General features: G+C 54.7%; 11 protein-coding genes. 3 read left to right on the top strand and 8 right to left on the bottom strand.

What is annotated here, in order from left to right; translation table 11 throughout:
- On the bottom strand, nt 1-267 hold the full coding sequence (locus COO92_RS02810; RefSeq protein ID WP_101299672.1) for a ribbon-helix-helix domain-containing protein: 267 nt from the start codon (nt 265-267) through the stop codon (nt 1-3).
- A gap of 335 nt (nt 268-602) precedes the next feature.
- Between COO92_RS02810 and COO92_RS02805 the strand changes: the two genes are divergently transcribed.
- Nucleotides 603-1,382: a phosphodiesterase gene (locus COO92_RS02805; protein ID WP_101299670.1), complete on the top strand. Its 780-nt coding sequence runs from the start codon at nt 603-605 to the stop codon at nt 1,380-1,382.
- Nucleotides 1,383-1,388: 6 nt separating this feature from the next.
- On the opposite strand, the gene queG is transcribed toward COO92_RS02805, so the two are convergent.
- The 7 genes from queG to COO92_RS02770 form a co-directional block, all read right to left on the bottom strand.
- Nucleotides 1,389-2,555, bottom strand: coding sequence for a tRNA epoxyqueuosine(34) reductase QueG (gene queG, locus COO92_RS02800; protein ID WP_101299668.1), 1,167 nt, complete (start codon nt 2,553-2,555; stop codon nt 1,389-1,391).
- Between the two features lie 126 nt (nt 2,556-2,681).
- Complete coding sequence (gene queF / locus COO92_RS02795; protein ID WP_101299666.1) at nt 2,682-3,149, bottom strand: preQ(1) synthase; 468 nt, start codon at nt 3,147-3,149, stop codon at nt 2,682-2,684.
- Between the two features lie 11 nt (nt 3,150-3,160).
- Entirely contained in the window at nt 3,161-4,303 is a 1,143-nt protein-coding gene (gene tgt / locus COO92_RS02790) for a tRNA guanosine(34) transglycosylase Tgt (protein WP_101299664.1), read from the bottom strand.
- Nucleotides 4,304-4,309: 6 nt separating this feature from the next.
- The gene (gene queA / locus COO92_RS02785; RefSeq protein ID WP_101299662.1) at nt 4,310-5,362 is read right to left on the bottom strand and encodes a tRNA preQ1(34) S-adenosylmethionine ribosyltransferase-isomerase QueA; all 1,053 of its coding nucleotides are present in this window, start codon (nt 5,360-5,362) and stop codon (nt 4,310-4,312) included.
- A 92-nt stretch (nt 5,363-5,454) separates the two neighbouring features.
- The gene (locus COO92_RS02780) at nt 5,455-6,000 is read right to left on the bottom strand and encodes a VUT family protein (RefSeq protein ID WP_101299660.1); all 546 of its coding nucleotides are present in this window, start codon (nt 5,998-6,000) and stop codon (nt 5,455-5,457) included.
- 234 nt (nt 6,001-6,234) lie between these two features.
- Nucleotides 6,235-7,764: an inorganic phosphate transporter gene (locus tag COO92_RS02775; RefSeq protein WP_165792262.1), complete on the bottom strand. Its 1,530-nt coding sequence runs from the start codon at nt 7,762-7,764 to the stop codon at nt 6,235-6,237.
- A gap of 171 nt (nt 7,765-7,935) precedes the next feature.
- Nucleotides 7,936-11,493, bottom strand: coding sequence for an AsmA family protein (locus tag COO92_RS02770; protein WP_101299657.1), 3,558 nt, complete (start codon nt 11,491-11,493; stop codon nt 7,936-7,938).
- Nucleotides 11,494-12,023: 530 nt separating this feature from the next.
- On the opposite strand from COO92_RS02770, the gene COO92_RS02765 reads away from it, so the two are divergent.
- Complete coding sequence (locus COO92_RS02765) at nt 12,024-12,860, top strand: DUF2189 domain-containing protein (RefSeq protein WP_101299655.1); 837 nt, start codon at nt 12,024-12,026, stop codon at nt 12,858-12,860.
- Between the two features lie 331 nt (nt 12,861-13,191).
- Complete coding sequence (locus COO92_RS02760; RefSeq protein WP_101299653.1) at nt 13,192-14,277, top strand: lipid A deacylase LpxR family protein; 1,086 nt, start codon at nt 13,192-13,194, stop codon at nt 14,275-14,277.
- Nucleotides 14,278-14,294 lie beyond the last annotated feature (17 nt).

Genomic DNA, 14,294 nt, shown 5'->3' with positions numbered 1-14,294 from the left:
TTATTCGCCGTCCCCGTCCAACGCAGGATCAGAACCGCGATCAGATGCCTCTGCCAACCGCGCCTGAAGATCACGCAGGATATAAAGCCGCAGGGCACTCGACAGGTTGCCATCGCGCGTACTGTCAATTTCGACCACCAGTTCCGCCAAGGTCACCGCGCGCCGTTCCGCAAGCCCCAACAGTTCCTGCCAGAAGGCGTCTTCAAGTGAAAAGCTGGTGCGATGCCCGGCAATTGTCACTGATCTTTTACGAACGGTATCATCCATGACATTTATAACTTTGCACGTACTTCGAAAACGGACATGGTTTCAGTAGAGCCTATTCCATTTAGATTGCATCGTTTTGTTTGCGTTTGGCGAATTGTTTGGCAAGGCACGGCGTGCAGGGCGATGCGGCGCATCGTTCAAACGGCGTAACGCTGCCAAACGTCGCCAAACACAAACCCTTCGGGCCTGGATCACCTTCTGCCCCGCAGCGTCAAAGGTCTTGACCGTAGCACCGCTACGCTCGGCGAACCTTTCCTTGCAGCACAGAAGGTGATCTCCGGCAAAACGGTGCAATCTAAATGGAATAGGCTCTAGGATCATGATAGGGCATCGCCATGAAATTTATACATCTTTCCGATACGCATATTCTCGCACGTGATGATTATTCGCGCCATCCCGATGCCGCCGCCACGCTCGGCAAAATCATTGGCGAGATTAACAAATACCACCGCGATGCCGAGATTTGCGTCATCACCGGCGACATCACCCATCACGGCCATCCAGAACAGTATGAACAGGCAATTGCCATTCTGGGCGACCTTGCCATTCCCTATATCCTGATCCCCGGAAACCATGACGAACGGGCAGCCTTCAAACAGGCCTTTCCCGACACCCCGGTGGATGAAAACGGTTTTATCAATCACGGACACACATTTGGCGGGGTGCGGTTTGTGATGATGGACAGCATCGTTCCCGGTGCCCATCACGGCACATTATGCCAGCATCGTCTGGACTGGCTGCGCAATGAGCTAAATGCCCACCAAGACATGCCAACCTTCCTGTTCATGCATCATCCGCCGTTTGAAATGGGCCTGCCGTTCATGGATACCATTCGCCTTGACGCTGATCAGAAACTGGGCGAAATCGTTACCGCCAACCCACAGATCAAACATCTGTTCTTTGGCCATTTGCACCGCCCGGCAACCGGCACATGGCAAGGTGTGCCCTTCCTTCTGGCTGCCAGCACGCAATGCGGCGAACCGCTTGATTTCCGTCATGAGAAAGAAGAAGACCTCGAAGACCGCAATCGGCTTAATCCGGGATATGGCATTGCCTTTGCCGACAGTACCGGCGGGCTTCGCTACCATTTCGATTTCATCAAGTTTGATCTGTAAGTGCGATCAGGCGGCCTTGGTTGCCTGATCCCATTCATCACGCACAACCGGGTTTTCTTCAGCCGTGTAATGGTCTGATTTAAGCGTTGCAAATGCATCGGGCGACATCAGTTGGGTCAAGGCCCAAACCGCACTGGCCCGGATCAGCGCACTGTCATCGGCCAACAGATTTTCCACACGCGGGATCAGGCTTTTGGACCCGCTATTGCCTGCGGCAATCAAAACATTGCGCAGGAACTTGGCCCGGCCAATCCGCTTGATCGGTGATCCGTTAAAGAACGCTCGAAATTCTGCCTCATCAAGCTCAAGGAAATCGGCCAACCGGGGGGCTGTCAGCTCCGCGCGCGGGATAAAGGCCAGCTCTTCGGTCCGCGAAGCGAACTTATTCCACGGGCAGGCCGCCAGACAATCGTCACAGCCGTAAATCCGGTTGCCCATCGCGCGGCGAAACTGATGCGGGATCACATCATCATGCTCGATGGTGAGGTATGAAATACATTTGCGCGCATCAAGCTTATAGGGGGCTGGAAACGCATCAGTCGGACAGGCCGCAACGCATTTTGAACAGGACCCGCAATGATCAATTTCCGGCGCGGCTTCCTCAAATTCAAGGGTTGTGAACACCTCGCCCAGAAACAGCCAGCTGCCAAATTCGCGCGACACCAGATTGGTGTGTTTTCCCTGCCAGCCAATCCCGGCTGATTGGCCCAACGGCTTTTCAAGAACCGGCGCGGTATCAACAAACACCTTGACCTGCTCACCCCCTGCCCCTGATTTTTGCGCCTGTTCCATCAACCAGCGTGCCAGTTGTTTCAGGCGCTTTTTGATCAGGTCGTGGTAATCCTTGTTCTTGGCATAGACCGAAATCATCGCCCGGTCGGGATGATCGAGCAAGGCCATCGGATTCTCCGCCGGGCCATAATTACTGCCCAGCACAATGACGGTCTTCACATCGGGCCACAACGCAACCGGATCACGGCGGCGCGGTAACCGTTCCGGATCATTCATCCAGTCCATCGACCCATATTCCCCACCCGCAACAAACTCATCCAGCCGCTTCTGATTACGCGCATCAATGCTCGGACGCGCAACACCACAGACGTCAAAGCCGATTTCACGGGCTTTGGCCTGAAGACGTTCAAGCGTAATCGCATCTGCGCTGTGGGCGGCCATGGCGTTTGATCTATTGGTTGTCGAACTGGGTACTCTCGTCTGCCTTATATAATCATCTGCCAAAAACACAAAAGGCCACCTTATTCACAAGGCAGCCTTTGACGTTAATTTGACAGATGATCGGCGTCAGCCACGCCCGCGATACGGCGCAACCCCCTGATCAGGGATCCAGACACCTTCTGGTGCCGCACCCGTCTGATAAAACACATCAATCGGAATACCACCACGCGGATACCAATACCCGCCAATGCGCAGCCATTTCGGATCAAGCGTTTCGACAATGCGCTTGGCAACCTTGATGGTGCAATCTTCGTGGAACGACCCGTGATTGCGGAACGAGGTCAGGAAAAGTTTGAGCGATTTACTTTCCACCAGCCAGTCACCAGGAATGTAATCAATCACCAGATGGGCAAAGTCCGGCTGACCGGTCATCGGGCACAGGGACGTAAATTCCGGTGCGACAAACCGCACACAGTAATCGGTTCCGGCCTGCGGGTTGGCCACACGTTCCAAAACGGCTTCATCCGGGGATGCGGGCTGTGCGGTATCACTGCCCAGCATGGTCAGATTGTCATAGATCGTCTGATCGGCCATGACGGTTCTCCTTAATCCTCGATGATCGGCACGGGATCAATATCCCCGCCTTCCTGTGCGGCATGGAAATCGCGTGCAAATGCGTCCATACGGCCCTCGGAAATGGCACTCCGCATATCGCGCATCAAATCCTGATAATAGGCAAGGTTATGCCACGTCAGCAGCACGGAACCCAGCATCTCGCCCGCCTTGATCAGATGATGCAAATAGGCGCGCGAATATTTCGTGCAGGCCGGGCACCCACACTGATCATCAAGCGGACGGTCATCATCGCGGTGACGGCCGTTTTTAAGGTTCAGCGTCCCCCGATGGGTAAAGGCCTGTGCATTGCGCCCCGAACGGGTCGGCAAAACGCAGTCAAACTGATCAATCCCGCGCATCACAGCACCCACAAGATCAGACGGCTTGCCAACCCCCATCAGGTAACGTGGCTTGTTGGCGGGCAACATATCGACACAGAAATCAAGCGTATCAAACATGATCTGCTGGCCTTCGCCCACCGCAAGTCCGCCAACCGAATGCCCCGGCAAATCAAGCTCAGCCAGTTTTTCCGAACTTTCCCGGCGCAAGGCTTCAAACACGCTGCCCTGCTGAATGCCATAAAGCGCATAGCCTTCGCGATTGACAAACGCATCTCTGGACCGCTTGGCCCAGCGCATCGACATCTGCATACTTTCGCGTGCCTGTTGCTCGGTCGCAGGGAACGGCGTGCATTCATCAAACGCCATGGTGATGGTCGATCCCAGCAAATGCTGAATTTCCATCGAGCGTTCCGGCGTCAGGTTAAATTTACGCCCATCGATATGACTTTTGAACGTCACACCGTCTTCAGTGATCTTGCGCAATTTCGCAAGCGACATCACCTGATACCCGCCGCTATCGGTCAGGATCGGCTTGTCCCAATTCATGAATTTATGCAGACCGCCAAGGCGCGCAATGCGCTCCGCCCCCGGCCGCAACATCAAATGATACGTATTGCCCAGCAAAATCTGCGCGCCGGTATCTGCAACATTTTCCGGCAACATCGCCTTGACCGTGGCGGCAGTCCCCACTGGCATAAAGGTCGGCGTATCAATCACGCCATGTGCGGTGTGAATCCGCCCCAGACGGGCCTTGCCATCGGTCGCAAGCAGTTCATAGCGAAATTCGGTCATCTGGATTTATGTCCGTGCATCAATTTTACTGGCGCATTCAAGCAAGCTGCAATCGCCATAGGAATAGAAACGATATTCGTTTTCGATCGCATGCGCATAGGCCGCCTTCATCCGGTCAAACCCGGCAAAGGCCGACACCAGCATGAACAGGGTCGATCGCGGCAAATGGAAGTTGGTCAACAACATATCCACCGCGCGGAACTTATACCCCGGCGTGATAAAGATGTCGGTTTCGGCCTCGAACGGTTCAACCACCCCGTCTTCACGGGCCGCACTTTCAAGTAATCGCAACGACGTCGTCCCAACCGCAACAACCCGCCCGCCATTGGCCCGCGTTTCATTGATCAGATTGGCAATTTCTGGCGAAATTGATCCCCATTCCGCATGCATTTTGTGGTTCTCGGTGTCATCAACCTTCACCGGCAAAAACGTCCCCGCCCCGACATGCAGCGTAATCGTGCGGCGCTTGATCCCGCGCGCATCAAGGTTCGCCAGCAAGTCCGGGGTAAAGTGCAATCCCGCCGTCGGGGCCGCAACCGCACCATCCTTTTGCGCGAAAATGGTTTGATAATCAGATTTATCCTGATCATCCCCGCCGGTTTCACGCCGGATATAGGGTGGTAACGGCATCACACCATATTTCTCAAGGGCGGCAATCAAATCAGCCCCGGACTTATTGAACCGCAACACCACTTCGCCACCGTCCTTTTTATCAAGGACTTCGGCCTCAAACTCATCATTCACCCAGAATGTTTCACCAATGCGCAGCTTCTTGGCTGGCTTGGCAAAGGCAACCCATGTGCCAAGGCCTTCCTGCTTATGCAGGGTGACTTCGACCTTTGCCTCGCCGCGCTTGCCAAACAGGCGTGCCGGAATAACCCGGGTATCATTGGAAATCAGCAAATCACCGGGACGCAGGATATCGGGCAGTTCGCGCACAATACGGTCTTGGATATCCGCCGACGACAGGTCAAGCATACGCGCCGCATCGCGCGGCGATGCAGGATGTTCGGCAATGCGCTCACGCGGCAATTCGAAATCGAACAGATCGACTTTCATGGATCAGGGCTATTCCAGAACAATGAACAAACAAATGAAGGGGCGTTTTATGCGCCCCTTCGCCAAAAATCACAAGCAGCAGACAGCTTATATTACCCTCGTGCCGGTTCCGCATTCTGACGCGGTGTCACCACCGCCATCAACAAACGGAACGGTGCAAGACAGGTCAGCGCCATAATCACCTTGGCGGTGAAATCACCCATGGCCCATGTATGCCAAGGCAAACCGGTGCCCACGAACGCAATGGAAAAGAACAGCGCGGTATCAACAGCCGACCCGATCCCGCTTGAGACAAGCGGCGCTTTCCACCAGGTTGCCTGACGCAGCTTGTCAAAGATGGTGACATCAAGCATCTGCGCAATCAGGAAAGCCGATCCCGATGCAATGGCGATGCGTGTGTCGGCAAAGATCAGCGACAACACAACCGCCAACGCAAACCCCGTCAGCACGACAACACGGGCCGCCTTGGCCCCGCGTGCCCGGTTGGTCAGATCCGTCACCAGAAATGCGACCGGATAGGTAAACGCGCCATAGGTCAGCCAATCGGCCAGAACGCCAGGCAGCGGATATTCGACCAGAATATTTGATGCGACAACCGTCGCGGCCATGGCCAGAATGCCGAAAATGATGGCTTTCATCTATCTGTCCTTCAATAAAGTCGACCCCACGCATAACAAATCTCGCGGCCCACTTTATTGGGCGACGATCAAGACCGGGTGCTGTTCGACGTTGTTGGCCGGGTATTTACGCCCGCGGCACTGAGCGGTCAAGGAAAAACGGCGATCAGGGAACCCCTGACCGCCGCTGCAGATCGCCGCACACACCCCGGGGAAAATGGGGCATTGTGCCGCGAAACTCTATTCTTTTTGATATTACAACATGATGCCACGAATGGTGAAGAACAGCAGCGCCCCAAGGAACGCGCCAGCCGGAACCGTCACCACCCACGCAGTTGCGATGGTAAATGCATAGTTCCGGCGCACCAGAAGACGCTTGCGCAATTTCTTCTCGGCCTTTTCGGCTTCATTCGGGTCAATCTGACGCAGGGCTTCGATATGCGCATCAACCTCTGTATTGTCCGATCCATCCACCAACATCGGCGGGTTCACAACCTGACGACGACGATGATTAAGGCTTTCACGCAGGAAACCAACCCCGAACACCGCCCCGACCGCAATGTGGGTCGAACTAACCGGCAAACCAAGGGCCGATGCGACAATCACGGTCAAAGCTGCCGACAGCGCCACGGTATAGGCACGGATCGGATCAAGCTTGGTGATTTTGGACCCGACTGTCTTGATCAGTTTCGGACCAAACAGGATAAGCCCGGCGGCAATACCAATCGCGCCAATGACCATCACCCAGATCGGGATCGGTGCAGATGTCACGATCTCACCGCTGTTGATACCCGAAACAATGGCCGCCAACGGACCAATCGCATTGGCAACATCGTTAGATCCATGGGCAAATGACAGAAGGGCGGCCGACGCAACCAGCGGAAGCCGGAACAAGGATGCAATCTCCTTGCGGCGCCCCGTCATATTGGCAGAAGCCCGGAAAACGGCCTTCCGGACCGGCAGGACCGTAATGATGAAAGCCGCAATACCAATTGCAATCACAACCGGCGTTTCCACTTTCCAGATTTTCTTAATGCCCTTCATCATCAGATACATGGTGAAGGCCGAAACCATCACCCCGACAAGGATTGGCACCCATTTGCGCGCCGCGGCAACCCGGTCGTCGGTATAAAGAATGCGGAACTTGATAAAGGCCAGGAACCCGGCCGCGATCAATCCCCCAAGAACCGGCGAAATCACCCAGCTTGCAGCAATCGTGCCCATGGTCGGCCAATTCACCGCGTCAATGCCAACTGCGGCCATACCAGCGCCCATCACACCACCAACGATGGAATGCGTGGTCGAAACCGGCGCACCAATCCACGTCGCAAGATTAAGCCACAAGGCAGCAGCAAGAAGGGCCGCCATCATTGCCCAGACAAAGGTCTGAGGATCAGGCATCCGGGCCGGATCAATAATGCCGTTCTTGATCGTGCTGACAACATCGCCCCCGGCAATGATCGCACCAGCAGCCTCAAAAACCGCGGCAATCAAAAGCGCGCCAACCATGGTCAGCGCCTTGGACCCCACCGCCGGGCCAACATTGTTGGCAACGTCATTGGCCCCGATGTTGAGCGCCATGTAACCGCCAATAACGGCAGCCGCAATCAGGAAGCCACTTTGCGGTACCCCGCCCATTTGAAAGGCGACAAACGCGCTACACGCCAGCAGGAACACAAGTGCCAGACCAAGTTTCGCACTGATCGAGGCGGTTTCACCCATCCCCGCATCCATGCGGCGCTGCCACTTGAGGTCCTTATCCAGAGCCGTTTTCTTTACCGACATAATCAACCGTTACCATCAAAGGGAATCGACGCGCGGATCATGTAGAAGCCGGGGCACTTTGTTAAGGTTTTTTTGCCGTTATGTGACAATCAACTACTATGGCAATGTCCCCAAAATAAAACGGCCCCGCACTGCAGGGCCGTTTCAAAGATAAAATCTCAAGGACGGGGATTAGCGACCGAATTGATTCAAAAGACCTTTTAGCAATCCTTTGGCCGCATCCTTACCCGAATCACCACTTGAACCGGACGATCCATCCCCGCCAAGCGCCTTGTCCAAAAGGTTATCAAGAACCTTCACCGCAACCTTGTCCATCCGTCCCGTAATCACCGGATCGTCAATTTTGCCTTTGGCATAAACACTGAAAGGCGGCAGTTCTTCGATTTTTTCCGAGAAATCAAAGTCCGCCTGCGTGTCCATCACCCATTTGGGCAAATCAAGGGTCGCATCCGCATCCGCCGTCCCCACGCGTGAGGTTGCCTCAACCCGTGTGGTTTTGGCCACACCGTTGGTAATGGTGATATCGGCCTCAAGCGTTTCAAGAATGTCGTTGTTGCCAATGCCCTCAACCACCATGGCCTGCGGTCCCTGACGCAGCAAAGCCTGCAAGTTCAGTTTCGGATCAGCAGACCGTTTATCGGCATTGCTAAACCGCACATTGTTCAGGACAAAATTGGCTGTCCCGCCAAGGGCTGACACCAGACGACGCGATGTATTGCCCGATGCGGAAACATCAAACTTGGTTTGAATACCGCCATTGATAAGGTCACTGGCAACCTGAATAGGAGCAAGTTTTTCCACCCGTGCACCATCGAGCGAACCTTTGAGGGCGAGTTTGGGAATGTCGGTGCTGCGCGCATCGAAATTACCATCAATCGCCAGATCACCATCGCCCAGCACACCGGTCAGCTTGGAAATCGTCAACAACCCGGCAACAAGATCCGCCTTCAAGTCCGGCTTCATCAGGCTGTAGGTATCAAAATCAAGCTGATCAAGTGCAATGGCAATGTCAGCATCAATCGACCGCAAGGCCGAAACATCAATCACCGTATCATCCCACGGCGTGCCATCACGGGCATCAACACGGGTGACACTTGCCGTCTGCGGCAGGTTAAATGCTGCCTTGCGCATCCCACTTCCCGCACCCGGCATCAAACCAGCGCGTTTCTCGGCTGGCAGGAACGGATCAACCGCAAGCTTGCCTCCAGAAAGGCTGACGGTGACTTTTGGCTGGGCCTGCGTCGCGTCAAACTTGACGTCCCCCGCCGTTTCAAATGCTCCGACGACCAGTTTCAGGTCGCCCAGATTGATGTTCTGTGCCGTTCCCTTAACCGTACTGGAAAGTGCCAGACGCCCAAGGTTCCCCGATGGGGTATAGGTCGGAGCCACCAGATCAAGTGCCCGGTTCAGGCTTGATGCCTGAACACCAAGTTTGCCATCAAGGCCGGGATTGGCCCCAAAGATATTGGCCAACACACCCTTAAGGCTCACCTGTGCCAGCGGATTGGACACATCAAGATCAAGTGTTGGTCCGCTCACAGGCCCGTTCAAACCAAGATTGGCCTGAATGCTTTTATAGCTGCTGGCCGGTGCTGGCAGGGTAATCCCCGTCAATTTCGCCAGTGGCTCAAGCGTTTTGGCCGTAACGCGCACGGCCAAACCTTCAAAGGCCGGAATGTCCGCAGCACCATTGAACGTCCCCTTGGCACTGGCCGCAAGACCAGCCGCATCGGCAATGGCAAAATTGTTCAGCGCAATCTTGCGCCCATTGATGTTGCCATCAATAACGATCCCGCGCACCGACACACCCGATGAAATGATCTCATCGGCCGACAACCGATAATTGGCCGCCATCCCGTCAAGTGGTGCCAGGGCATCCTTGATCAGTTTGACCATATCGGCATCTGTGCCGCCCGCAGTCCCTTGATCAGAAGCCCCATCAGATGATGCAGCCCCCGAACCGGAAGCCGTCCCTGACGACGCATCAGAACCTTGATCGCTGCCCGCCGCACTTGGGCTGCTCGGAAGGTATTGATCAAGATTGATGCGATCAAGCTTAAGCCCGATACCAAGGGACGGCAGTCCCGGACCACTGATATTGGCAACCACAGCACCGCGAATGGCGGTGTCATCAATGCGCATGTCCAGATCGGAAATGTTAAGCTGCTCGGGCGTGCCTTTAATCCCGCCAGTCAGCGAGAAACGGCGCAACCGATCAGCGCGCACACCATCAACATCAACACCCAGCCAACGGATCACCGCACGGATATTTTCCGACGCGATTTCATAGCTAAGTGCCGCAGATGGTGTCGATTTTTCACCCGAAATGCTGCCAAACACGGCCAAGTCCGTTCCACCGGGCAATCCGGCGGAAACCTCGTTCAAGGTGACTTTGCTGTTGGCAATCGCCGCATTGATGCGGGCATTGTGAATGGGCGTCTGATTATAAATCAGGGTCTCGACTTCAAAGTCGATGGATGCTGTCAGATCGGCCGGAATAATCGGCCCGTTTGCTGAACCCGATTTCACCGAACTTTGCGATGGAATGGACTGCGCCTCATCGGATGCTTTTCCGGCATCGGTCGATGATGAACCCGATGCGCTGTTCGCTTCTGGTGCCTTTACGCCATCACCGACGTCGGCCAGCACCAGAATTGAATCCAGATCAAGCTGGTTAAAGCGCAACGCAACATCAGCCCGCATACGCGGTTCCTGATCAATCGCAATCGCCCCCGATCCGCGGGTTTCCCCAAAACGGATCGACAAATCATTTAACGTGACCGATTTGGCATCGGCCGTGATGTGCCCGCCAAGGTCAAACGGCTTGGCCGCGATATCAGGGATGTCTGCTCCCTCACCGGCAATGCGCAATGCTGCTGCGCGCAGATCATCAAACTTGCCTTCAATCTGGCCGTCAAATCCGGGGTTGTCCGAAGACAGGTCAACTTTACCACCCAGCGAAATTCCCCCATCGACCTTGTCGACACCAACCTTGAGGCTGACCGGGAAAGGACCGGTTTGGCTGATCTGTCCGACGTTAAATTCAAACGTCAACGGAATGCCGCGATAAAACACATATCCTTCGCCGTCCATCGGACCATTCAGGCTATCGGCCGAAACACCAATGGTCAGCCCCTCGATACGTTCCTCGCTGCCCGGCGTGCGGTATATGATTGTGGCATTTTCGACCTCAAGCCGGTCGACCTGAATGGCGCTGGAGAAATCGCTGCTTGCACCATCATCACCGGATGTCGGTGCGGCCGGGGTGTTTTCCGTCGATGGCGTTGCAGGCTCAGGCGTGGTGATTGTCCCCGCATCCGGGCCGGAACGCTTTGCCTGTGCCGGATCAAACACAAGGTTGTTGCTGCCATCTTCAAACGTTTCGATGGCAATCACCGGATCAATCAGGCTGATTTCGGTGACCTGAACATTGCCGGTCAAAAGCGGCATCATCGCAACGGAAACCCGCACTTCTGAAATCGTCACCATGTTCGCGTCCGTCGCACCGGGTGCATTGCCAAGTGCAACCTGCTCTGCCGACAAGGCAGGCGACGGGATCAACGACATCGACAAATCGCCATTGATCACAAGTTCGCGTCCTGTCGCATCACGGACAGCCTGACTGACCTGGGCCTTATAGCCATTCCAGTCGATCAGGGATGGAATGATCAGCAACGCTGCAATCAAAACGACCAACACAGCGCCGATAACGGCAAGGATTTTTTTCAAAAGTCAGGCTCCGCTTGCTCGCAAGATCGTTCTGCCGGTTGGCAGCGACCTTTTAAGGTTCGATTTCAAGTTTCGGGTCAGGCCCCAAAAGCATAGGGCTCGAATTACGTCTCGCAATAGAAAATGGCGAGAGATTGTTCACAGACCGCCCGATTGGTTTTCCGATGTTCAGATGGGTCTTATCGCCTCAATTGTCCACATCAGATGTCATCTGAATGGGTCATACGCCGCGATCAGGCATCCAGACTGATTAAAATCTGATTTTTTAACCAATCCAAACAACCCCACAGCATGCGGGAACATAACCCAATTTTACCAGAATGCCACATCACACATTCTTTATACATGCTTTAAAATCAACTGGATGCTGGAAATCCCCCTTTAAAATGATACATTTTAGACACCACTAAATTCAATCCTGACTTTCATGCGGATCAAAAGATCGTTTTGCGAAAAGCGACACGCCAAATGCAACGGGCCAAATGCAGCGGGCCAAAACAAACAGGCCAGAAGCGACAGGGAGGACACCCATGACCGAAACAACAATCGTACAGACAAATAATACGGTCGAACCCACAATAAGCGGCATCGGCATTCGTGAAATCACCACCGATCAATCCGGTGCGTGGCTTGAAGCAGGCTGGCGGGATTTCAAACGTGCCCCTGCCATCGGGCTGGCCTATGGCGCATTCTGCGTTCTTGCAGGCTATCTTGTGGTTCTGAGCATCTTTCAAACTGGGCAGCTTCATCTGACCTTGCCCTTGGCGGCCGGCTTTATGCTCCTCGCCCCGCTTCTGGCTGTCGGACTTTATGAAACCAGTCGCCGCCTTGAAATGGGCGAAAACGTCACCCTGTGGCACAGCCTGAACGGGTTTCGCCGCAATCCGGGCCAAATTGGTGCCATCGGCATTATGTTGATGCTGTTCTTCCTCGCATGGACACGTATTGCGATGTTGCTGTTTGCCTTGTTTTATAGTGGCACGGTGCCATCGCTTGATGTGCTGGTGTGGGAAACCTTCTTTTCGCGCGATGCCATGACCTTCCTGATCACCGGAAGCATCCTTGGCGGTGTATTGGCGATCATGGTTTTTGCCGTTTCGGTCGTGTCTATACCGTTGCTGGTTGATCGTGACGTTGATGTCATCACGGCTGTTATCATCAGTGTCGCGGCATTTCGCAAAAACTGGAAAGTCCTGACCGGCTGGGCAGCGGTGATTGCCATCCTGTCAGCATGTGGCATGGTTGTGTTTTTGTTTGGCATGGCTGTCATCATGCCGCTTCTGGGCTTCTCAAGCTGGCATGCCTATCGCGGAATAATTGATACCAGCCAAACAGATGTCGCACGTCTGCGCCGCAAAACAGCCTAAACGGCCCTAAGACATCCCCCATCGCGAACAAAGGCGCCTGCCCTGTGATCACATGATCGATCAAACGGGCGGGCGCCTGACGTTACGCCCGTAACCTCGGCATATTTTTGCGCCGCCGGTTTTCGGTTCTTTCCCCACACGACAGCAAACACCTGATAGGCATTTGCGCGCGATTTGGCCCTGATGGGAACAATCGCGCGTCGGCCGAGTTTATGTTAACTGTGGACAGGTGCGTTAATGATGCGACACTGCGCCATAAATTGGGCAAAATCAGAATTGAATTTGGTTTGAAATCCCAACAACAAAGCCGATTGAGCGAGTAGAACCCACCATGCCCTTGTCCAGAGCCATCAAATATCCTGCGGCCCTATCGGTTTCATTGCTCAGCCTGATGGCAGTAACGCCGCATGCCAGTGCGCAGGAAAACACGGCCAGCGGACCGCAATCGACCCGAACGCCCGATGAAAAATGGGGGGTGTCGCTGTCGGTGGAAAATGACCTGTTCACCGCGTCCAACAGTGATCAGCATTACACCAATGGCGTGCGCCTCGCCTTTATCTCGCCCGAGGATTCCGCACCGGCCTCCTTCCTCAATGTGGCCAAGAAGGTTCCGTTCTTTGCCTCGAACGGCCGTATAAGAACCAGCTATTCCTTCGGCCAGACCATGTATACGCCCGACGACATCACCATTGCCGAAAACCAGCCCGATGATCGTCCATGGGCCGGTATTCTGGCCGGTACAGTCGGGCTGCTGTCCGATACCGGATTGCAAAATGACGGTGACGGCAACTATTCGCGGATTGATACGCTTGAACTGACACTGGGCGTGGTCGGGCCAGCATCGCTTGCCGACAAAACCCAGAAAATCGTTCACAAAAACATCAACAGCCCCGCCCCCGAAGGCTGGGACAATCAGATCAAAAACGAACCGCTCGTCAATCTGACCTATGAACGCAAATACCGCAGTTGGTTTGAAGCCGACGTTGCCGGGATCGAATTTGATGCCACCCCGCACGGGGCTGTGTCGCTTGGCAATGCCTTTACCAATGCCGAGGTCGGCACGATGTTTCGCATGGGGTTTGACCTGCCTGCCGATTATGGTCCGCCGCGCATTCGCCCCAGCTTGCCGGGATCGGATTTCTTCGTCCCCGATACCGAGGGCTTCCCGCTGAGCGGCTATCTGTTTGCCGGGGTCGCCGGGCGCTATGTCGCACGCGATATCACGCTGGATGGCAATACGTTCAAAGACAGTAATTCCGTTGATAAGGAACCGCTGGTCGGGGATTTGCAAATCGGCTTTGCCGTGATCATGGGTCAGGCGCGCCTGACCTATACCCATGTGTATCGCACCGCCGAATATACCGCCCAAGACGGTGCCGATCAGTTCGGATCACTTTCCCTGTCGTTCCGGTTCTAACCAAAACAAAAACGGGG

The sequence above is a fragment of the Thalassospira lohafexi genome, from assembly GCF_002844275.1.
GTDB classification, from domain to species: Bacteria; Pseudomonadota; Alphaproteobacteria; order Rhodospirillales; family Thalassospiraceae; genus Thalassospira; species Thalassospira lohafexi.
Note: the sequence above shows the minus strand (reverse complement) of the source record. Positions and strands in the feature narration are given on the sequence as shown.